Raw genomic sequence first — 21,806 nt, forward strand, 5'->3', positions numbered from 1 at the left:
CAAACATCTACCCGAATACTCACTTCTGACGATCTCACTTTATCTTTGTGTTTTCTTTCACTTCGGAGTCTATTCAATGAAGGTTCGTTCTTTGTCTTTGTTGTGCCTGGCACTCTTTTTTTCAACCATACCGGGCATTGCCCAACACGCGGGAACTGCGTCTCAGAACCTGCTCAAACCCCGAACCCCGAACCCTGAACCCCGAGTTCAGTCAACTCAGCAGAAAAAAGAGTTGACCCTCGATGATGTGGCAACCCCATTTCGATTTTTTGGGGATACCGCCGATGTGCAATGGCTGCCTGACGGACAGGCATATTTGATCGAAAATCCATCCGGCGGCGGATTGGCCAAAGTTGACGTTGCAACTGGCCGGATGACGCCGTTTCACGATGCCCCGCGAATTGCTCAAGGGTTAAAAACCACTGGGCTAGGTGACTCAGAGGCCAATATTTTGGCGTCACTCAGCAATTGCACATTCAACGCCGGGTACACAGCGGCTCTTTTTGATTACAAAAACGATCTCTTTGCCTGCGATCTGACCACCGGTAAAGCTATTCGGCTGACCAATTCACCAGATAAAAGCGAACTCGAAGCCAGTTTCAGCCCTGATGGACAGTGGGTTGCCTTTGTTCGTGATTCCAATCTGTTTGTGGTTTCCGTGGCTGACGGCAAAGAGCGCGCGCTCACTCAGGACGGAAGCGAGAAGATCTTCAACGGTTATCTCGATTGGGTGTATGAAGAAGAAGTCTATGGTCGCGGTACCAAACGCGCCTACTGGTGGGCCCCCAATTCATCGGGTCTGGCTTATCTGCGGATTGACGACACTCAGGTGCCGCCCTTTACGGTGATTGATGACCTGGTGCCGGCCCAAAAGATCGAAGTCACCAACTATCCGAAAGTCGGTGATCCCAACCCACTGGTCAAACTTGGCGTCGCCAGCGTCCAGGCTGGAAGCACTCAATGGATGGACCTGTCGGCCTACCAGCCGATTGAATTCCTCATCACCCGTGTCGGCTGGAAGCCTGATTCAACCAGCGTGGTGTTTGAAGTCCAGGATCGAATTCAAACCTGGATGGACCTGAATCTGGGCAATGCGCAGTCTGGAAAACTCCAAAAGCTGGTGCGCGAAGAAAGTAAAGCCTGGGTGGATGTGGTGGAATTGCCGCTCTGGATACCAGATGGCACCTTTTACTGGCTCAGTGACCGCTCTGGATATCGCCACCTCTATCACTTTGGGGCTGATGGCAAACTGATCGCTGCCGTGACCAAAGGCAACTGGGATGTGCGTGACTTTCACGGTGTTTCAGCCGATGGCTGGGCTTACTTTTCAGGAACTGAACGCTCGTCAATTGGCAATGATGTGTATCGCATCAAAACCGACGGCTCGGGCCTGCAACGCTTGAGCAATCAGAACGGCACCCACACAGCCAGCTTCAGCCCGGCACTCAATGCCTTTGTTGATACCTGGAGCAACCTGACCAAAGCCCCGAAATCACAACTCTTGAGCAATAACGGGACGCTGATTCGCACACTGGCTGAAAATAAAGACAACCCGTTGCGCGAATACAATGTAGGCAGCAGCGAACTGCTCAAAGTCTCCACCCGCGATGGCTTTGAAATGAATGCGCTGATGATCAAGCCGCCTGATTTCGACCCGACGAAGAAATATCCGGTATTGACTCACACCTACGGCGGTCCTGGTTCGCCCCAGGTGCGCGACTCCTGGATTGGCCGCTGGACACTCTGGCATCTGTTTATGGCCCAAAAAGGCTATATCGTCTGGATTTGCGATAACCGATCCGCCAGCAACAAAGGTGTGGCTTCGGCCCACCCAGTCTATCGGAATCTGGGCGAACTGGAATTACGCGATTTGGAAGACGGTGTCAGCTACTTGAAAAAACTCCCCTATGTTGACGGGAGTCGGATTGGGATCTGGGGCTGGAGTTACGGCGGCTATATGACCGCTTATGCCCTGACGCACAGCACCACCTTTAAAGTCGGGATTGCCGGCGCTCCGGTCACCGATTGGAGAAACTACGATTCAATTTATACCGAGCGGTATATGGGACTTCCCATGGATAATCCAGAAGGCTACCGCAAAAGCTCGGTGCTCGAAGCGGCTGGAAATCTTCACGGCAAACTGCTGCTGATCCACGGACTCATTGACGACAACGTTCACCCGCAAAACAGCGTGCAGTTGATCGAAGCCTTGCAAAAAGCTGGGAAACAGTTTGACTTTATGGTGTATCCAGCTTCACGGCACGGTGTTTCCCAACCACATCGAGTCAAACACCTCCAAAAACTGATGACACGGTTCATCACAGAAAATCTTTAATGAGACAAAGGATTGACACTCATGATCTATGGATTAATCGTCGGTTTGCTGATCCTTGGCCCGCTCCTGGTTTTAGGAGGTGCCAATCTACTTCGGGTAATTCTTGAGAAAGCTGGTCACCCATCAGGACTTGCCATCTTGTTTCTGACCGAAGTCTGGGAACGGTTGAGCTACTACGGGATGCGCGCGTTGCTGGTGTTGTACATGGTCGAAGCGATGACAGGCGGTGGGTTTGGGTTTGCAAATGCCAAAGCCACTCAGATTTATGGGTATTACACCTCAGCCGTTTACCTCACCGCAATTCCAGGCGGATGGATTGCGGATAACATCCTGGGCGCCAAAAATGCAGTTATTTTGGGCGGGATTATCATCGCACTGGGACAGTTTACCCTGGCGGCTCCATCGCCGGAGGTTTTCTACCTGGGATTGTTTTTGATCATCATTGGCACTGGTTTCTTGAAACCCAATATCAGCGCCATGGTTGGGGCGCTCTACAAGCAAGGCGATGTCCGGCGAGATGCAGGGTTTTCAATCTTCTATATGGGAATCAACTTAGGAGCATTGCTTGCCCCGCTGACCTGTGGCTTTGTGGCCCAGGACCCACGGTTTAAAGCCTGGTTGATTCAATCAGGTGTTGATCCACATACCTGCTGGCGGTGGGCTTTTGCAGTCGCTGGGTTTGGAATGTCTCTGGGCGTAATGCAATTCCTGTTTGGTCGCAAATACCTGGAGGCAGTCGGCAATCGCCCAATTGGTAAATCGGCCTCAGCCGAAGCCGTTGCCAATGCGAAAAGTCAGCAACCTGAAGGGTATGACAAGCCAATCACCAGGGAAGACTATAAACGGCTGGGCGCAGTTATCATTTTTTGTACCTTTGCGGTACTGTTTTGGGCCGTGTTTGAACAGGCGGGGTCCAGTCTGACGTTGTTTGCCGATCAGATGACCAACAACCAGGTTCTGGGAATCCCTTACCCATCAAGTTACTATCAGTCAGTCAATCCATTTTTCATTATTGCTCTGACACCGCTTTTTGCCTGGATGTGGGTGAAATGGGGTGAAAAACAACCTTCAACCCCTTTGAAATTCGGGATTGGGTTGTTCTTTGTCGGTGTGGGATTTGTAGTTGCGGCTTATGCCTCATCAATCGCGGGCAGCACCAACGCCAAAGTGGCAGCCTGGTGGTTGATCGCAGTTTACTTTATTCACACCGTTGGTGAACTGTGCCTCAGCCCGGTTGGACTCAGTACGATGACCAAACTGGCCCATCCAAAGCTGGTCGGCATGGTCATGGGGATTTGGTTTCTGGCACCGGCTATCGGCAACTTCATTGGTGGCTTTGTGGCCGGGTATTTCGACGCGAAGGATCCAGCCATTGTTGTGAAGTTGTTTGGCATTTTAGGGTGTGTTGCCATTGGGGGAGGGGTCGTGATGGCGCTACTCACTCCGGTTATTCGGAAGCTGATGGGCAATGTGAGATAAGCACCAGGTCTCCAGTTTGTTACCCACAAAAACCAAAGGGCGGTTCACCATTCAGGTGAACCACCCTTTTTTATTTCTACTTCACTACTTCACTATTTCGCTACTTCACTATTTCGCTCATTTTTTCGCTTTGGCCGCTTTGACCAGCTTTGGTTGGAGCGGGTCGAAGTCGCCCATTTTGAGAATGGTCGGAGTCACTTTCAGTGCGCTCAGGTCTTTTTCAAAGACTTTGTAGTCACCAACCAGCACGATGACCGGTGTGGAGACATTCAACTGCCGTTTGGCGAAGTCCTGCGCCTGGGCAACCGTCACGCCATTCACGTTGGGGATAAATTCATCCAGGGTCTTGAGGTTCTGTCCAAGGTGGATGGTGGTTGCCACCTGCTCCATCACAGCCTGAATAGATTGCAATTCCTGGACAAAGTCTCCGGTGGTGGCCAGCTTGCGGGTGGCCAGTTCTTCGTCGGGAATTGTTTCCGCTTGAATGCGCTTCATCTCATCCAGAAAAATCTGGACGACTTCAAAGGTAGACTGGGCTTTGGTGCTGCACCGGGTTCGGAAGAGTCCAATCCCTCGGCCAGCCACCAGATTGCTCCGGGCGCCATAACTCAAACCACGTTTAATGCGGATTTCCTTATTGAGCCGGGCTGAGTATCCATCCCCCAACACGCTATTCATCACCAGTCCCTGGAAGTACCGGGGATCAATCTGGGTAATGCCTGGATGTCCAACCCGGACTTCGGTTTGGGCCGCGCCTGGTTTATCAATCACCACACATTGAAGTTGTTTGGCCATCGTCGGTTGTGTCAATCGGGCCGCTTTGGGCGCCTTGCCGGGCTTCCAGGCGCCAAAGGCTTTTTCAGCTTTGGCAAAGGCTTCGTCTGGGGAAATATCGCCGCCAACCACCAGGAAAGAAGTGTTGGGGACATAGTTTTGCTTATAGAAATTGACCACCTGGGCACGGGTCAGTTTTTTGAGTGTATCGGGCGTTCCCATCAGCGGTGTTCCAGCCGGGGTCATTCCAAACACAAGGCGGCGCAGGGCAGTGTCGGCAACAAAGGACGGCGTGCCATACTCAACCTGTAATTCACCCAGAAGCTGCTCGCGAAGCCGTTCGATTTCCTGCGGTTTAAACGCCGCGTTTTGAACCAGATCGGCCACCAGTTCAAACCCAAGCTGGCTGTGTTCGGTGAGAACGGCTGATGAAATTTCGGCTGATTCATAAGCGGCGCTGGCTGAAAGGGTGCCGCCGATTGAATCAATCGCTCCGGCAATCTCCTGAGCACTGCGGGTTTGTGTCCCCTGATCAAGCATTCGGGCGGTGAAAAAGGCCAGTCCGGGGGTTGAGGTTCCCGCTGTGGCCGAACCAGCTTCAGTGACCAGTTGCAGGGCGACAATTGGCAGGCTGTGATCTTCCACGACATATACCCGAAGTTGATTGGGCAGCGTTTTTGAGACAACCTTTGGAAAAGCGACTGATTTGGGCGGGTCCAATGGCGGGAGCTTTTGATATTGCGCCTGATTGGGTTGAAAAAATCCACTCATCACAACCAGTGCTGGCAGTACCAGACTGAGCAGATACATTTTTTTCATGCGATTGAATGTTCTCATTTGGCACCTCCGGCAGTTCCTTTGGTTGTGTCGGCGGCTTCGGGTAAGGACACGTAAATTACCGTTCGATTCTGGGGGGTGAAGTACTTTTTGGCCACGGCCTGAACATCAGCGATGGAAACCGCCTGCAACTGCTCCATATCTGTCAGGGCGCGATTCGGATCGCCAAAAAATGTTGCCGCCTGGCCCAGCGCTTCAGCCCGTTCCATCAGCGATTGCCAGCCATTGAGTTTCGAAGCCAGCAATTGATTCTTTGCCTTTTGGAGCTCTGATTCTGTGACGCCTGAGGTCTGCAGTTTTTCAATCTCAGCCAGCAAGGATTTTTCACCTTCTGGTAAAGTTTTTTCCGGCGCCAGCGTGGCAACAAAACTGAACAGATTGGGATGTTCTGAAAAATACCCGCTCCCATTGGCCTCAGTGGCCAGCCCCTGCTGGTACACCAGTGATTGATAGAGGCGTGAGCTTTGACCATTAGAAAGGATGGCGCCCAACAACCTGAGGGCATAGCTGTCAGAGTGACCATTCCCTGGGGTATGAAATGCAATCCTGACCTGTGGCAATGGGGCATTTGGGTCTTTGTAGGTCAACCGGCGCTCGGCTGTCTGGGGCGGCTCAACCACGGTAATGCGGGTAATCGGCTGCGAACTGGCCGAAATCGGGCTGAAGTATTCTTTGATGACTGGAAGGATTGCCGCTGAATCAAAATCTCCGGAAAGCACCAGCGTTGCATTGTTTGGCGCATAAAAGGACTGATGAAACTCATTCACATCAGCCAGTGTCGCCCGGTTCAGGTCTTCCATGCTGCCAATGGTCGTGTGCTGGTACGGATGTTTGGTAAACACCGACGCATACAGGATTTCATCAACCATTCCATAAGGCGCATTTTCAACTGACTGACGGCGTTCTTCTTTGACGACATCGCGCTCAGATCGAAAATTTTCTTCAGTGACGGCCAATGCCCCCATGCGGTCAGCTTCGGCCCACAGCAACCGTTTCAAATGATGTGATGGGACAATTTCCAAATACACGGTCACATCATCATTAGTAAACGCGTTGTTCATTCCGCCGACATCTTCAGTCAACCGGTCAATGGATTCACTGGGCAGGTTTTTTGTTCCTTTAAACATTAAATGCTCAAACAAATGGGCAAAGCCGGTGCGTCCGGGACGCTCATCTTTTGAGCCAACATGATACCAGACCTGGATTGCAACCAGCGGCAGCCGATGGTCCTCGTGCAGCACCACCTTGAGGCCATTGGGCAATTCAGCCGTTTGGATCTTTAATTTCGGAAGTTTGGTTTGAGCCTGGGTTGGGCTCCAGTTCAAACCCGTGCTCAACATCACACACACCAACGCCAGGAGCGTCAGCATTTTTTGCTTTGGCATACTCACCAACCTCAATGTTTGAAAATATAAGTGCAGACGGCAACCGATGCAGGGTAACGGGGAAAATAAAAATTGCAACCCTTTCAGCAAATGATACCATTTTGGGCTGGTGGTATCGGGTCATAAGCGCCAGGATACGGAAAATTGAGTGTGTTTGAGACAAAAGAAGATAGGGAGACAAGGAGACATCAAAAAACCAGTTCTTATGAACCAAACTCACCTCCGATCAGAAGCAGGGATTGATACCAATTTGCAATGAAATCGTCGGATTAGAGAATAGTCAAATAGTTCAATCAAATAAATTTAGTGAACTACTGACTACAGGCTACTGACTACAAACTGGTATGAGACTATCAGTTTTTGTCTCCTTGTCTCCTTGTTCTCTGTCCAGATCGGGTTCCTGGGAAAGCAATTGGGCTGGATTTACCTAAAAGTAAATCCAGCCCAAAAATCAATATAGGACCAGGTTTGATCAGCAATCCAGACCGCTTACTGTTTTTGCTTTGAAGGATCCGGCTGAGGTCTGAGTTTTGATGGAGTCTCAGCCTTCCGGACTTCCGTCGGCGCGTTTTTTCGCGCATCTCGTAACTTTTCCATATTTTCCTTGGTCTTGAGTACTCGACCTTGCGCGTCTTTTTTGAGGCCCTCAGTCGGTGTTTTGACAACGATATCAAACTCTTTCGCCGGTAAGCCGGTTGGGGACTTCACCTCATTTCCAGGGGGAAGCGGGGGAGGCGTGGGAAGAGCCTGATTTGGTGCTGGTGACGCCGGTGGAGGCGTTACCGGTTGAGCCCCCTGAGGTTGAGCAGGTTGATTGCCTGGACCACTTGATTGGGTTTCAGTTTTACACCCAACCCCCAGCATAAGAACTGAGCAGACCAAGGCCACTGATAACAGTTGAATTGCAGAAACAAATGAACGTTTTGAACCACGCATAAGACTTTACTACCTCAAAAAAATTCCAACACCGTTGACCACCAAACGACTTATGGCTGAACGGTTGCTTTGTGAATGATCACTGCTGTGATCGGTCGGTCGTTACGACCAGTTGGAGCCGTGGCAATTTTATCAACCACTTCCATTCCCTCAAGCACACGACCAAAAATCGTGTAGTTGGACGGAAGCGGATACGGCTTGTGCATAATGAAAAACTGGCTGCCGTTGGTATTCGGGCCACGATTGGCCATGGCCACCATGCCTGCGGCATATCCGGTTTGATAGAGTGGGGACCCAGCATTGATTTCGTCGTCAAATTCCCCACCCCAGGCAGATTCGCCTCCGGTGCCATTGCCATTTGGATCGCCGCCTTGAATCATAAAGCCATTGATGACTCGATGAAAGGTAAGCCCATCATAAAATCCCCGGCTGGTCAGCAACCGGAAATTCTCACAGGTTTTTGGGGCATCCTGAGTGAGAAGCTCAAACCGAATCGTGCCGAAATTGGTTTCAAGCGTCACCTGCGGAACCGTTACCGGTGCGGGTGCGGGCGCAGGAGCAGGTGGTTTGGCGGCAGCCGGTTTCGGAGCAACTGGCTTACGTCGGCGGGTGGTGCGCTTTTTCTGACTGGTTTTGGTCGTCTTTTTCCGTGTTTGCTGACCTGAAACAGCCGATGAATCAAATGTCAGGCCACTGGTCACAACCAGCACAATCATTCCAATCACCATCCAGACTGACCGTCCAGATCGAAAGGGCCTTGCCAGTTCTCCCAGTCGCGGCAGGATCAAGCTTCCAATGATCATGGTTTAGCCCCCCATCTCAACGACTTTGGCGCTGGTGATCACCATTTTGGAGAGTGGCCTGTCGTCTTGACCAACCGGGGAGGTGGCAATCGCGTCCACCACATTCTGCCCTTTGGTCACCCGACCAAAAATCGTGTACTGAGGTGGCAAGGGGTACGTTTTGTGCATGATGAAAAACTGGCTGCCGTTGGTGTTTGGACCACGATTGGCCATGGCCACAATGCCTGGTTTATATCCACCCTGATACAGTGGCGAACGAGGATTGATTTCATCATCAAAGGTTCCACCCCAGGCGGATTCGCCTCCGGTTCCATTCCCATTAGGATCTCCACCTTGAATCATGAACCCATTGATGACCCGGTGAAAGACCAGATTATTGTAATACCCGCGGTTCGCCAGCAATCGGAAATTATCACAGGCTTTTGGGGCATCATCGGTTAACAATTCAATCTCAATCGTGCCTTTGTTGGTCACCAATGTGGCAACCAGTTTTTTCCCGGGCTCAGTTTGGGCCGGTTTGGTCTCACCTGACGGGGTCGTCGGAACGGAGGGTGACTCAGGTTTAGAGGGTGACGTCGGCGTTGCAGGTGACGAAGGGGCTGGCGGCGCTTCAGGTTGGCACCCCTGGGCCAGAAAGCCAGCTAAACATAAACACAACACACCAATGGTCCGAAAAAGAGATTTCAGTGAATTTGACATAGATTTTTGGATGAGTCAGTTGAGCTGGGGAACGCCTTGTGTCTGCCCTGGTGTCGCCTCAAGGGCAAAATGGTTCCCAATTTGGAAAAATTTAAGGTTAAAACACCAAACCCGCTCTGGCAAAGCACTTGCCGGCGGGCTTGTCGAAACGCGAACAGGTTCAGGATTCCTGAAGGGACAACCGTTTATTCGCACCGAAGGTCAGGCGTTGACTTCTTCCACCGTTGCCCGCTGGATTGTTACCGGAGTCAATGGCCGATCACGATGATCGGTCGGGGTGGTCGCAATCGAATCAACTACGTCCTGACCAGCAATCACACGACCAAAAATGGTGTAATTTGGCGGAAGTGCGGCCCGTTTGTGCATGATGAAAAACTGACTGCCGTTGGTGTTTGGTCCCCGGTTGGCCATCGCCACCGTTCCCGGTACATACCCGGTTTGATAGATGGCCGAGGACGGATTGATTTCATCGGCGAAGGTCCGCCCCCAGACTGATTCCCCGCCAGCACCAGTCCCAGTCGGATCGCCACCCTGGATCATAAACCCGTTGATCACCCGGTGAAAGATAATGCCCTGATAGTACCCGCGCTCAACCAGTAATTTAAAATTTTCGGTCGTTTTTGGGGCATCCTGGGTTAAAAGCTCAAAACGAATCGTGCCTTTGCTGGTCTCAAGTGTGGCAATCAATTTTGTAGACATGGTGTTTTTCCGTTGAAAGAGAGGGGTTCAGGGTTCAGGGTTCAGGTTCAGGGTTCAGGGTTCAGGGTTCAGGGTTCAGGGTTCAGGGTTCAGGGTTCAGGGTTCAGGGTTTTCGAAACCAGGAACTAACCACTAATCACTAACCACTAGCTACTAAAGGGTTCAAGGTTCAGGGTTTCGAACATTTGCCCTTTCCGTCCTTTTTGTCCTTTTGTTAAATCAGTTATGAATCGAAAAGCACTGGGAAACCTTTTGATTGTGGGATTGCTCATCGTGGTGATGGTGGGCCTCAATCTGTTGTTTTATCGTGATAGCCGCGAAGAAACCGAGACCGAGCAGCGTGCGGATCGTTCGACGTATTCGGGCCGAACCTATGGATTGCTGGGCTATTTCACGTTGCTCGAAGAATCGAAAATCCCGGTTGGTCGGTGGCGACAACAATTCACCGAACTCAAAAACTCGCCCACAACCAAAGTATTGGTCATTGTTTCCCCGTCGCCAATTCACTTTCCAACCAAAGAAGAAATCACCGCGTTGCAGGAGTGGGTCCATCAGGGAGGCACGGCGGTGATTATTGACCGCTCAATCAAACTTGATTTCACTGGGTTTACGCTGGAGACTGGCTACTTGCCACCGGTTGCAACCAGCCAGCCCAACGAAACGCCACAGCCTCGGCGGGCTTATCCCTGGCAACCAACCAGCACTCTCTATGGTGTTGATCAAATTGAACTTTCAGAGTTTGCCAGCAGTCTTCAACTTTCCCTTTCAGAAGCAACCAAACCTCAGGTGACTCCTCCCTGGGCAACACAATCCGAAGAACCAACTCCCGAGACGGCTGAAGAAGCCGAAGAATGGGTTGAAGATCCCGACCTGGAAGAAGACTCCGAAGCAATTCCAGCACAACAACTTCCAGCGAAAGTGGCTCAACCCGTGGCAACCGACGATGCCGTGTATTTACCGCTCGCTGGGGTTGACCATTTTTCAATCCTGGCCCAGTTGAAATATGGTCAGGGAAATTTTCTGTGCCTGTCAGATGAATTTATTTTCGCCAACAACGGCATTTCCAGGGCGGACAATGCCATTCTTGGTCTCAACCTGGCGAGTGCCGTACTTGATGCGGTCAATAAACAGTACCCCAATGATAAAAATCAGATCCTGTTTGATGAATTTCATCACGGCTACCATAGCGGCGGCCCAAACTATGCCACTCTGGCCGGATATTTTCGCGGTTCGCCGATTCCATGGCTGATGTGGCAGTTTGCGTTTTTGGGATTGTTTATCGTGTTTACTTATGGCCGCCGGTTTGCCCGCCCGGTGCCGCTCAAACGGGTCAACCGGGCCAGTTCGTTAGAATATGTTTCGGCCATGGCGCAAATCCAGCTTGTCGCCAAAAGCTATGATCTGGCGATTGAGAATATCTATAACCGGTTCCATCGGGTTTTGTGCCGGTACGGTGGTGTACCGACCAATGTCAGAATTGACCGCATTGCCACGGCGGTCGCTTCGCGGGGACAGGTTGATGCCACCGAACTCATCCGTATACTCCAACGCTGCCAGGAAGTCCTCAATGGTAAAGCAATTACCGAAAAGGAAATGTTGCACCTGACCCAAAAGATTCGGGAAATTGAGCACAAGATTGGAAGCTGATGAATTGAGGCGGAAGGCTGGGGGCTGAAGAATTCAGCCTCCGGTGGTGGCGCCTCCAAAGCGAGGCTGACCACCGGCTAACTTTGCTCTATCCCTCCGGGATGAGAACCAAAAGCCTACACGTAAAAGCAAGCCTTAAGCCCGACTTCTTCAGCCCGAAGTTTTCAGCCCGGTTTCTTCAGCCCTATGCTTTCGCCACCAAAAACCCTTCCGATTGAAATCATCGAAAACCTGCACGGACACACAATTATTGACCCTTACCGCTGGCTCGAAACCGGTGAGACACCGGCGGTTCAGGAATGGACAGCTCAGCAAAATGCCCACTGCCGGGCGTTGCTGGATGCCTTTCCGCATCGTGAATACCTGCGGGAACAGGTCACCAGGTGTGCCCAGCTCGGTGCAATTTCGACGCCTTCGGTGTATGGGGGAAAATACTTTTGGACCAAACGGTCAGGACTGCAAAACCAGGCAGTACTGTATGTTCGCGAGATACTTTCTGGGCCAGACCGGGTCTTAGTTGATCCAAATACCTTGAGTGAACATGGAACAGTGACGCTGGACTGGTGGTTTCCGTCACCGGATGGTACCAAAGTCGCCATCGGCCTCTCAGACAATGGAAGCGAGTTGAGCACCCTGTCAATTTTGGATGTTGCGACGCGACACTACCTGCCAGATACCATCCCCGATACCCGATTTGCCTCACTGGCGTGGATGCCGGATGGTCACGGGTTTTATTACACTCGCTATCCTGGCCGGGGAACACGACCAACCGGACAGGAACACTATCACCGGTGGATCTACTTTCATCGTCTGGGAACTGATTTCGAGACGGATCCGGTCATTTTTGGCCCCAGCCGTAAACCGGAAGAATATTTTCACGTGCAGGTCTCCCCTTCGGGCCGCTATGTGCTGGTGACGGCTTCGCGGACCTTCGATTACCAGGACCTGTACCTGCTTGATTTGCGAAGCGATTCCGGGTTTGTTCCAATTGTCGAAAACATCAATGCGTCTTTTTTTGGCGAAATCGTGGGTGACTCGCTCCTGATTCGCACCAACTGGAATGCTCCCCGGTTTTGCCTGATGAAGGTCAAATTGTCTGAATTGAAAGCGCCCTGGAGCATGGTTGTGCGCCAGTCGTCTTCTGTTTTGACCTCCTTTGCCGTTACCCACGGTCAGTTTGTGGTGTGTTCGTACCTGACCCGAGCCCAATCGGAGTTGCGGGTGTTTGACCTGGAAAGTGCCTTCACGATTTCAGTGCCGGTGCCGAAACACAGCACCATCACCACCCTTTCAGCGAAATGGGATTCCGCCGAAGTTTTTTTCAGTCTAACGTCATTTGCGATTCCAACCACGATTTATCGCTTTGAGATTGAAAAACAATCGCTGGACGTGTTTGCCCAGATTGAGTCCATGGTTGACCCGGCCAGCTATGTCGTCAAACAAGTCAACTTTCCATCACTTGACCAGATACCGGTCACAATGTTTATCGTTCACCGCAAACATCTGAAATTCAATGGGATGTCGCCAACAATCCTGACCGGGTACGGAGGGTTTAATATCAGCCGGACGCCTGAATTTTTGGGGTCATTTTTAACACTGCTCGATGCGGGTGCGGTGTACGCGCTTCCCAACATACGCGGAGGCGGTGAATATGGCGAAGACTGGCACAAGGCTGGAATGCTCAGCCGGAAACAGAATGGGTTTGATGACTTTCTCTGCGCGGCGGAGTACCTGATCCAGCACCAGTATACCTGCCCTGAAAAACTGGCGATTCAGGGGGGCAGCAACGGCGGATTGCTGGTTGGCGCCGCCCTGACCCAGCGTCCGGATTTGTTTCGGGCCGTGGTTTGTCAGGTGCCATTACTTGATATGCTGCGCTATCACCATTTTTTGATTGCACGAACGTGGATTCCCGAATATGGTTGTGCGGAAGACCGAGACGCGTTTCAGTGGCTTATGGCATACTCTCCCTACCACCACGTCACGCCAATAACGCCATATCCAGCCGTTCTGCTTATGACTGCCGAATCCGACACCCGGGTAGATCCACTTCACGCCCGAAAAATGGCGGCTCGACTGCAAGCGGCAACATCATCAGGGTATCCAATTTTGCTTCGGGTCGAATCCCAGGCCGGTCACGGCGTTGGGAAACCGACCATCAAACGCATCGAGGAAAGTGTTGATGTGCTGAGCTTTCTCACTGCTCAGCTTGGAATTTCGCTGTAAGGAGTGTCAGACCTTGATTTGGTATTTGAAAGCACCACAGGACAAGCTGGGAGACGCCAGACATTTCAGAATGAGTCGGTTGGTACTGAGCCTGATGCTGGTACTCACCCTAAGTCTCGCCACTGGAATGACTTCAGCGTATCAAGGAGGGGGAGGATACACACTACAGGTTGGCTCAACCAATGACGAAGCCGCCGCTCGGGCCCAGGTCGCCCAACTCAAGGCGGCGGGTCATACGGCGTATTATGTCCGCGCCGAAATCCCCGGCAAAGGCACCTGGTATCGGATTCGAGTTGGTCGGTTTGGATCTCCGGCGGATGCCCAGCGCTACTCACGCACACTCGGCGGAAAGAGCACATTTGCCACTTCGTACGACGGCCCCAATGGATCGCCGAATTCGCGCGTTCCAGCCGTCCAACCATCAGCCGTCGCGACCAAAACTCCAACGTCATCAACCACTTCGAAACCTAAAACTGATCCTGCCAAAATTGCGGCCAGTAAGTCGCCCGCCAAACCGGATGCCGGCAAATCCACCCCTGGTAAAGTGGCGAAGCCCGACACCAGCAAACCTGGCGCGACCCTGAGTAAACCTGACAGCGCTTCAGTGAACAAAACATTAACTCAGCCCAAAACTGAAATTGCCAGGAACACACCACCTCCTTCAAAATCGAAATCAGCCGAATCAAAGGCTTCCGTTCCAGTTCAACCCAAAAACACTCCGTCGGAAGTGAAACTGGAAATGCCTACCCTGGCAGTGGCAAGCAAAATTTCCCGGAGCACCCAGTTAATCCCCCTGCCAAAAGAGACATCGAAACCAGTTCCATTTCAAGAACCCACGCCATCCGTTGACCTGACGGCATCGAAACTTGAACCTGGGAAAGGGCCATCAAGTCGCCAGGAATTGAGTTCAAAGCCCGCCTCGCCAACATCGGCTCGCCCGTGGATTGCCGAAGCCAGTCGCAAAGAAAAAGGTGAGGAAGTGGCATCGCTGACATTGCCGAATTTAGGAAACCCACTGCCTCCCGAAAGCGGGTTGTCAGGCGGGGTTGGGATGAAACTGGTTGAAGCCAGTACAACCAAAGCCCTCGTCGAAGCCGCTCCGGCCAGGCCACCGGCGCCAAAGCTGGTCAAACCTCATCCACCAATCAAATTGCCAGCACTGCTTGCGGCAGCACCGACCTCGTTCAAAGCCAAAGATTTACCCTCGTTGCTTGGGGCGCCTGAACCACAGCCAACTGGCTGGGTCAGACAATATCCAACCCTTCGAAGTGACTTAACCCGCGTGTTTTTTGTTGATCCCGCCCGTGGCTGGACGGCTGGGATTCAAGGAACGGTACTTTCAACCGAAGATGGCGGAGAAACCTGGAATTCGCAGTCAGTCGGAGTGCGAGGCACCGTTAACGATTTGTTCTTTATTGATCGGCTCCGTGGCTGGGCATTGATTGGCGGCACGCTTGGCACTCAGGCGCGAGACCTTCGTGATGAGCAGGTGCTGGTCAAAACCGAAGATGGCGGGAAAACCTGGCAGCGGCTGGCGGAAATGGACGCCCTGTCGGTGCATTTTGTCAGCCCTCACATTGGCTATGCGGCTGGAAATTATGGCGCTTTGCTCAAAACTGAAAATGGCGGAAAAACCTGGGCCCGCTGTGGATCACTCGAAGCAACACTCAATAAATCGGTCAAGCTCCAGGATGCCATTTTTTCTTTTACCCGAGTCAAATTCCTTGATTCCCAAACCGGCTGGGCGATTGGCAATTATTACGGCACTGGCAGCGTCCAGGCTGGCGGCCTTTTTTCCACTCACGATGGTGGTCTGACCTGGGAAAAAGCAAACGTATCGCTGACCGCCTCCCGCGCGGAGCTGATGAATGTGCATTTCTTCGACAAGTTGCATGGTTCTCTGACCGCTGAAACCTATCAAGGCGATAGCCGCTATTTGACGCAATTTCAGACAGCGGATGGTGGCAAAACCTGGATTGAGCGGACCACAACCTTCCCTGGCTATCACGTTACGACCTTTACCGACCCATCCACCGGCTGGACAATTGGGAACCGTCCGTTGCGACTCAATGGCCCAACCTTTGAAACCGGGTTCTGGAAGACGCAGGATGGCGGCCAGACCTGGAAAGAAGAAACCGCCCTGCCGGGAATGCGGCTCTATGATGTGTTCTTTTTGGAATCAGGCGTGGGCTGGGCCGTCGGCGAGCGTGGACTGGTGCTCAAGTATGTCCCGCGCAGCTAAGTACCTTGCCGAAAATTCCCAGACATTTTGAACCACGAAACACACAAAATACACGAAAAGAATCAAACACTTACCAAATCCAATATCTCAGAAAATTTATGGCAAGGTACTTAGCAGGAACAAAAGAACGAGTAGCGAGGAGTCAAGTTTGAAGAGTGAAGTATAGCTTTTCAGAGAAATATTTCCCTGGTGCTTCTTCTGACAATATCTCAAAACCATTGAAATATTTGGATTTATTTTTCGTGTATTTCGTGTGTTTCGTGGTTTCTTACTATGCCATGTTTTTCTCGTATTGAATTCACATCGAATAAAGTGTGTCACCAAACATAAACTATGAACAGAAAAAACCGCGTGAATCTCAATCAACTAGATTCACGCGGTTTTGTTTTTGCCGATATGGGTTGGGGTTAGTCTTCGAGCGGCGGGTAGGTAAATGGATGATTGGCCAAAACGGCCCGCATATTGACCTGACCGAGCAGCGTCTCAAGGAAGGTCCCAAACAGGTGATTGACTTTGAGGAGTTCTTCCAGATTGCGGGCGGCAACGACTTCTTCCAAAAAATGCTCGTATTCGTCCCAATCCTTATACATTAAATATTTCAACGTCGTGTCGCGATAAACCGTGATCTGCTCGATGAGTGGTACGACTTTCGACTTGTCGGCTTTTTCTTCAAACCGGCGCAGGTGGCACAGCAGCCGCCAGGTATCGCTCCGCAATCGAAGCGACTGCTCCAGTTTGGTTTGGAAGGTGTCAAACACCATGCTGCCATCAAATTCGGGGTCAAAAACCTGGGCCAGCGAAACGATGGATTGCTGGAAACAATCTCGAAGCAACCCGTGTGAGTTTTCGACTTTGGCGTAGATGGGCGGCGCCTGCCGCAGGTGAACAAATCCGATCAGTTCACGGCCAAAGACCTTGCGCAGTTCCATTTCCAGCGCATACACCGTCGCGTCAACCGCTTCAGAAACCGTCACCTGGAGATCTGGGATTTTCATCACCCGCATGTTGAGAAACTCAATCAACATTTCGGCTTCAGCATTGATCAAGGTAAAAATCAGAATTGAATCCTTGAGCGGACGATCCTGGCTCAAGTCGGTCTGGATAAAATCGAGGTAGCGCAGCAGGCGATAGAATTCGAGGAAAATCTTGGCCATGTCCTGCCGCAACAAATCGTTTGGGATGCTTTTGACAATCACCGACAATCGCTGGTTTTCAATCCGGTCATATTGCGGTTTGAACTTATAGATCATCAGCAGATCAATATACCGGCAGCGTTTGATCTCGCGGTTGATCAGTTTTCCCATGCTGGTAAAGGACTGAAAACTGACTGACGACAACCGGGTCAAATCATCAATCAACACCCGCATATCCGCCAGACTCTCGGTCAGGAGTGCGAGTGAATCTTCCGGTGTCGGCTGGGTCAACAACCGTTCCACCAGGCTGTCCATGGTATGAACTCGCTTGAGATGGCCTTCGATGTAGTGATTAAACCGTTTTACACCGACGCTGTCCGCATTCATGATTTCGCCGCAGAGATAGCTCATCCGCAGGGTGGCATTCCGAACAATCCGCAATTCTTCGGTAAAATCGCGCCGGACGATGTCTTTGAGTTCCTGTTCCGAAAGCGGATGGTTTTTGATGCGAAAAAATCGGTCAAAGCACTTGATCCACATTTCCAGTTCAAACAGAAATGCGGTTTTGTGCTCCCTCCCCAAAATATCAAGCCAGCGATTTAAGGAAGTCCGGCTGCTTTCAAAACCCTGTCTGTCAGCCCCTTCTTGTGTTTCGAGAAAATCGCCGGGTTTGGTTCGGAGTAGCGGATCGCTCATGACTTGCGTCCTAAAAATCAGTTTGGGATGTTCGGGGTTTGGTGGTGACAAATCGAGGTGCAAAAAAGCTCGATGGTTATACTCTACAAGCTGTCAAAACTCAAGAATGAGTTGGACTTTCAGGCGTTGGCTGATTTTGATTCAGGCACGCAAATTGCTTCTTTGAACGCTCCAGGTCACCTGGAGAATGAAGAATTGAAAAACCTGTTTTCTATTGGTCTGGAGTCAGGTTTCTCAATTTTTCATTCTTCATTCTCAATTCTTCATTCATTCGAGGTTTTCCATGCGGATTCGAACCCAGTTGTTTTTTGGAATCGTGTTACTGATGTTGGGATTGATCGGCGTTCAATGCTGGCTGCAAATGCGTCAACTTCAGGCAATTGAACGTGAACTGACCGAAGTCGCCACCAATTTGTCTCAGGCGTTCTATTTTAAGAGCGGGACTGAGTTCAAACCCGGTGACCCGGAACTCAAAACCTGGCAGGAGTTTCAAGGAGAACCTCAACACTTACCGGCACCTGATCCGTCACAAACCAAGATGAGAATTCGGGTTCCAGCCCAAGGTGAAAAATTCCAAATTCCAATTCCTCCAGGTCAGTTCCCTATCCCCAATCAAAGTGCGGACCAGGGCACCACGACATTCGAAGAACAAACTGATCCGAAAAATCCTCAACAGCCCAAGAAAAAGCTGGTCATTACCCGAGTAACCACTGATGTCACCGAAGATGGAAAACAAGCCAGGTCGGAATATACCGTCGTTCACCCAGAGGGAACGCCTGGGCATCACGTCAGCCTGCCTCGCATCCAGGCACGGATCGTCGAAGCTGAAGCAACGCCTGACCGACTGATTGTCATTAGTGGCGCTCCAGGGGGTGAAAAACGAATTCCGCTTCCGACATCACGCTCGACACAGGTGATCCAAACCACGCTCCAACAAGGGTTAATCGCTGGCGTCCTGCTCCTGCTGGCTGGTTTCTTTGCCTCGGCGATGATTGCCCATCGGCTGACGTCTCCGCTCCGTCAGTTGATGGCTGGGGTTGAAGCCCTGGAACGAGGACAACTGGGAACTCAAATTCAGGTCACCTCCAAAGGTGAGTTAGGCGAACTGCAAACCACGTTCAATCGGATGTCCGCCCGGCTGGCTGAGCTTGAAGAGGAAAAACAAACCTGGAAAGCCCGTGAACACTTAGCTGAACTGGGCGACCTGGCTCGCGGATTGGCGCATACACTTCGCAATCCACTCAATACACTTGGGTTAGCCGTCGAAGAGCTGGCATCAACCACCGCTGACGGCAGCCAGGATTTGGTGACAACCGCACGTGGTCAGATTCGGCGGATTGACCACTGGCTGCGGTCATTTTTGGCGCTTGGCGCCGGAGGAGCGGCGGAACCAGACATTGTTGACATTCGCGATCTGGTTCAGGATGTTGCTTTTGAAGCCATCCAGCTTGGCAACGACATTGAAATCACGTCCTGTTCCGAGCCCATGAAAGCCCTGGTTGTCCCGCCCGCACTTCGCTCGGCATTGGCTAATCTGATCAACAATGCCGTCGAAGCCGCTCCGGAACATTCCCCTGTCACCGTGTCGGTCACCAGAGTTGAACAAACAGGTCTCATCCGCATTGCCGACCGTGGACCAGGGCTTCCGGATGAGGTGAAACGACGGTTGTTTACCCCACATATCACCACCAAAACCGGTGGCTCGGGGATGGGCATTTTTTTGGCGAAACAATTGATTGAAGGCGGTCACGGTGGGAAACTGGAGTTTCAAGATAACCCGGACGGCGGTACGATAGCCGTCATCTCCATACCACTCAACATCAAGTAAGAATGAAGAATTGAGAATGAAGAATTAATCGGTTCTTGGTTCTTGGTTCTTGGAAGGTATTGATCCCTAAGCACTAAGCACCAAGTACTAACCACTAACCATTTGTATTTTCTTCATTCTTCATTCTTCATTCTTCATTCTTTTAGGCCCATGTCCCACCCATATCAGCTCCTGGTTGTCGAAGATGAAAATGCTCAACGGCGGTTGATCGCCGATATTCTGCGCAAGGATGGATTTCAGGTTCAGGAAGCGGCATCAGGAATTGCCGCACTGGAAATCCTTGAGAATCAATCAGTTGATCTTGTGCTATGCGACTGGCGAATGCCTGGCATGAGCGGTGGCGAGGTACTGACCGAGGTTCGCAAACGGCAGTATCCCTGCTCGTTTATCGTGATGACCGCCTATGGTTCGATTGCCCATGCGGTTGAAGCAGTGCGCCTTGGTGCTGACGACTATCTGGCCAAACCCTTTGAAAAAGAAGCGCTCCTGCTGGCAATTCAGCGCGTCTTGCGCACCAAAAAGCTCGAACAGGAAAATCTCCGGCTCCGCGAGGAAATTGTCCAGCGCGATCAGTGTGGCGAGATTTTTGGCCAGGCTGAATCCATGCAGCGCCTCTATCGGACGCTGAAAAAAGTAGCGATCACTGATGCCACGGTCCTGATTCAAGGCGAATCCGGCACCGGCAAGGAACTGGTCGCCCGGACGCTCCACACCGAAAGCCCACGGGCCAAGGCCCCGTTCGTGGCCGTCAACTGTGCCGCCATTCCTGAAACACTCATGGAAAGCGAGTTGTTTGGGTATGAAAAAGGGGCGTTTACGGGGGCTCAAAAACGACGGGAAGGCAAATTTGAAGAAGCCGAGGGCGGTACACTTTTCCTGGATGAAGTGCCGTCCATGCCGCTCTCGCTTCAGGCGACACTCCTGCGCGTACTTCAGGAACGCCGGTTTACTCGACTTGGCGGACGTGGCGAAGTGTCGTGCAATGTTCGCATCATTGCCGCCTCAAATCGGGACCTCCCCCGACTGGTCAGCGAAGGTGCTTTCCGTGAAGATCTCTACTACCGCCTCAACGTCGTTCCACTTACCATCCCACCGCTGCGTGAACGTCGTGAAGATATATCCCTCCTGGTTTCAATCTTTACCAAACAAGCCGAAGCCCGCTATAACGTCACGGTCGAACCCTTCCCTCCTGCTGTATTGCGCTGTCTGATGGAATACTCCTGGCCGGGGAATGTGCGCGAACTCTCAAACGTCGTCGAACGGCTGGTCCTTCTGACCGACAACGGCAAAGTGACCCTTGACGATTTACCCGAGGAAATTCGCCGCCCAACCTCTCAACCTGGGTGCCCATTCCGCCTTCCGGCCTCGGGAATTGTCTGGGAGGAAATGGAGGAAGGACTGTTGCGTCAAGCACTTGATCAGGCCGCCGGAAACCGGTCGGTGGCCGCAAAACTCCTTGGCATGAGTTACAAAACTTTCCTCTATCGGCTTGAGAAATTTGGAATGTAAGTCTTTCGGGTTCCGGGGTCCGGGTTTTCAGAAGGGATGAGGGATGAGGGATGAAGGATGAAAGAAATCACCCTCTCACCGTGTCATTCGGTCATCTGGTCTGGGTTCCGGGTTTTCGAATTTTGATCCTTTTTTGCAGGCCGTAAACGACCTGCCTCAATTCAACCACCGCGGCGGCGGCGAAAACCAGGACACAATGACAGGATGACATGGGGACAAAATGACATGGTGAAAAGGTGATTTCTTTCATCCCTCATCCCTCTTCCCTTCGAAAAACCCGGAACCCAGAACCCAGAACCCTAATTCTTCATTTTCTTGAAATCCCTATATCAGGAATCAATCTCCTCAAATGAGGAACTCATCTCTGCTTCGAACCACTGGTTTCTCTGAAATTCGCTTTGGGAGACTGTGCGGCTGAAAAGAATTTTGCCTGATTTGAAATCTTTTGAATCCTTTTTTTAGATGAAAATCAACTTGTTCTAATCATTCGCTTTATTTTTTAACTGGCTAATCTGTTGTGGAAATTGTATTTCCCTGACCCCTGACCCCTGACCCCTGTTTCTCGGATTTTCGCACTT

14 protein-coding genes are annotated in these 21,806 nt (G+C 51.5%); 7 read left to right on the plus strand and 7 right to left on the minus strand.

Features of this window, described 5'->3' with window-relative positions:
- Positions 1–76: 76 nt before the first annotated feature.
- Positions 77–2,335 carry a S9 family peptidase gene (locus HY774_22235; protein ID MBI4751207.1) on the plus strand — a complete coding sequence of 753 codons (2,259 nt, stop codon included), beginning with the start codon at positions 77–79 and terminating at the stop codon, positions 2,333–2,335.
- A 21-nt stretch (positions 2,336–2,356) separates the two neighbouring features.
- Positions 2,357–3,814: a peptide MFS transporter gene (locus HY774_22240; GenBank protein MBI4751208.1), complete on the plus strand. Its 1,458-nt coding sequence runs from the start codon at positions 2,357–2,359 to the stop codon at positions 3,812–3,814.
- Between the two features lie 117 nt (positions 3,815–3,931).
- Here HY774_22240 and HY774_22245 read toward each other — a convergent pair whose 3' ends face one another.
- From HY774_22245 to HY774_22270, 6 genes are all read right to left on the minus strand, one after another.
- Entirely contained in the window at positions 3,932–5,425 is a 1,494-nt protein-coding gene (locus HY774_22245; GenBank protein ID MBI4751209.1) for an insulinase family protein, read from the minus strand.
- Positions 5,422–6,810, minus strand: coding sequence for an insulinase family protein (locus HY774_22250; protein ID MBI4751210.1), 1,389 nt, complete (start codon positions 6,808–6,810; stop codon positions 5,422–5,424). The genes HY774_22245 and HY774_22250 overlap by 4 nt, the downstream gene beginning before the upstream one ends.
- Before the next feature lie 489 nt (positions 6,811–7,299).
- Positions 7,300–7,746, minus strand: a complete 447-nt coding sequence (locus HY774_22255; GenBank protein MBI4751211.1) for a hypothetical protein — start codon at positions 7,744–7,746, stop codon at positions 7,300–7,302.
- 50 nt (positions 7,747–7,796) lie between these two features.
- On the minus strand, positions 7,797–8,462 hold the full coding sequence (locus HY774_22260) for a peptidylprolyl isomerase (protein MBI4751212.1): 666 nt from the start codon (positions 8,460–8,462) through the stop codon (positions 7,797–7,799).
- 90 nt (positions 8,463–8,552) lie between these two features.
- On the minus strand, positions 8,553–9,248 hold the full coding sequence (locus HY774_22265; protein ID MBI4751213.1) for a peptidylprolyl isomerase: 696 nt from the start codon (positions 9,246–9,248) through the stop codon (positions 8,553–8,555).
- Positions 9,249–9,449: 201 nt separating this feature from the next.
- Positions 9,450–9,947, minus strand: coding sequence for a peptidylprolyl isomerase (locus HY774_22270; protein ID MBI4751214.1), 498 nt, complete (start codon positions 9,945–9,947; stop codon positions 9,450–9,452).
- Positions 9,948–10,172: 225 nt separating this feature from the next.
- Between HY774_22270 and HY774_22275 the strand changes: the two genes are divergently transcribed.
- The 3 genes from HY774_22275 (at position 10,173) to HY774_22285 (ending at position 16,062) form a co-directional block, all read left to right on the plus strand.
- Entirely contained in the window at positions 10,173–11,594 is a 1,422-nt protein-coding gene (locus HY774_22275) for a DUF4350 domain-containing protein (protein MBI4751215.1), read from the plus strand.
- A gap of 186 nt (positions 11,595–11,780) precedes the next feature.
- Positions 11,781–13,820: a S9 family peptidase gene (locus HY774_22280; GenBank protein ID MBI4751216.1), complete on the plus strand. Its 2,040-nt coding sequence runs from the start codon at positions 11,781–11,783 to the stop codon at positions 13,818–13,820.
- 13 nt (positions 13,821–13,833) lie between these two features.
- A complete protein-coding gene (locus HY774_22285) occupies positions 13,834–16,062 on the plus strand; it encodes an SPOR domain-containing protein (protein MBI4751217.1) in 2,229 nt (742 codons plus the stop codon).
- 407 nt (positions 16,063–16,469) lie between these two features.
- Here HY774_22285 and HY774_22290 read toward each other — a convergent pair whose 3' ends face one another.
- Positions 16,470–17,891 (minus strand): hypothetical protein, encoded by a 1,422-nt coding sequence (locus HY774_22290; protein ID MBI4751218.1) that lies wholly within the window; start codon positions 17,889–17,891, stop codon positions 16,470–16,472.
- 283 nt (positions 17,892–18,174) lie between these two features.
- On the opposite strand from HY774_22290, the gene HY774_22295 reads away from it, so the two are divergent.
- Entirely contained in the window at positions 18,175–19,719 is a 1,545-nt protein-coding gene (locus HY774_22295) for a HAMP domain-containing histidine kinase (GenBank protein ID MBI4751219.1), read from the plus strand.
- A 150-nt stretch (positions 19,720–19,869) separates the two neighbouring features.
- Positions 19,870–21,228 (plus strand): sigma-54-dependent Fis family transcriptional regulator, encoded by a 1,359-nt coding sequence (locus HY774_22300; protein ID MBI4751220.1) that lies wholly within the window; start codon positions 19,870–19,872, stop codon positions 21,226–21,228.
- The last annotated feature ends 578 nt before the right edge of the window (positions 21,229–21,806 follow it).

The sequence above is a fragment of the Acidobacteriota bacterium genome, from assembly GCA_016208495.1.
GTDB lineage: Bacteria > Acidobacteriota > Blastocatellia > Chloracidobacteriales > Chloracidobacteriaceae > JACQXX01.

Bases quoted from the DNA above. Each gene is read 5' to 3' on its own strand.
- HY774_22235 (MBI4751207.1), top strand. From the start codon at position 77: ATGAAGGTTCGTTCTTTGTCTTTGTTGTGCCTGGCACTCTTTTTTTCA.
- HY774_22240 (MBI4751208.1), top strand. From the start codon at position 2,357: ATGATCTATGGATTAATCGTCGGTTTGCTGATCCTTGGCCCGCTCCTG.
- HY774_22245 (MBI4751209.1), bottom strand. From the start codon at position 5,425: ATGAGAACATTCAATCGCATGAAAAAAATGTATCTGCTCAGTCTGGTA.
- HY774_22250 (MBI4751210.1), bottom strand. From the start codon at position 6,810: ATGCCAAAGCAAAAAATGCTGACGCTCCTGGCGTTGGTGTGTGTGATG.
- HY774_22255 (MBI4751211.1), bottom strand. From the start codon at position 7,746: ATGCGTGGTTCAAAACGTTCATTTGTTTCTGCAATTCAACTGTTATCA.
- HY774_22260 (MBI4751212.1), bottom strand. From the start codon at position 8,462: ATGATTGTGCTGGTTGTGACCAGTGGCCTGACATTTGATTCATCGGCT.
- HY774_22265 (MBI4751213.1), bottom strand. From the start codon at position 9,248: ATGTCAAATTCACTGAAATCTCTTTTTCGGACCATTGGTGTGTTGTGT.
- HY774_22270 (MBI4751214.1), bottom strand. From the start codon at position 9,947: ATGTCTACAAAATTGATTGCCACACTTGAGACCAGCAAAGGCACGATT.
- HY774_22275 (MBI4751215.1), top strand. From the start codon at position 10,173: ATGAATCGAAAAGCACTGGGAAACCTTTTGATTGTGGGATTGCTCATC.
- HY774_22280 (MBI4751216.1), top strand. From the start codon at position 11,781: ATGCTTTCGCCACCAAAAACCCTTCCGATTGAAATCATCGAAAACCTG.
- HY774_22290 (MBI4751218.1), bottom strand. From the start codon at position 17,891: ATGAGCGATCCGCTACTCCGAACCAAACCCGGCGATTTTCTCGAAACA.
- HY774_22295 (MBI4751219.1), top strand. From the start codon at position 18,175: ATGCGGATTCGAACCCAGTTGTTTTTTGGAATCGTGTTACTGATGTTG.
- HY774_22300 (MBI4751220.1), top strand. From the start codon at position 19,870: ATGTCCCACCCATATCAGCTCCTGGTTGTCGAAGATGAAAATGCTCAA.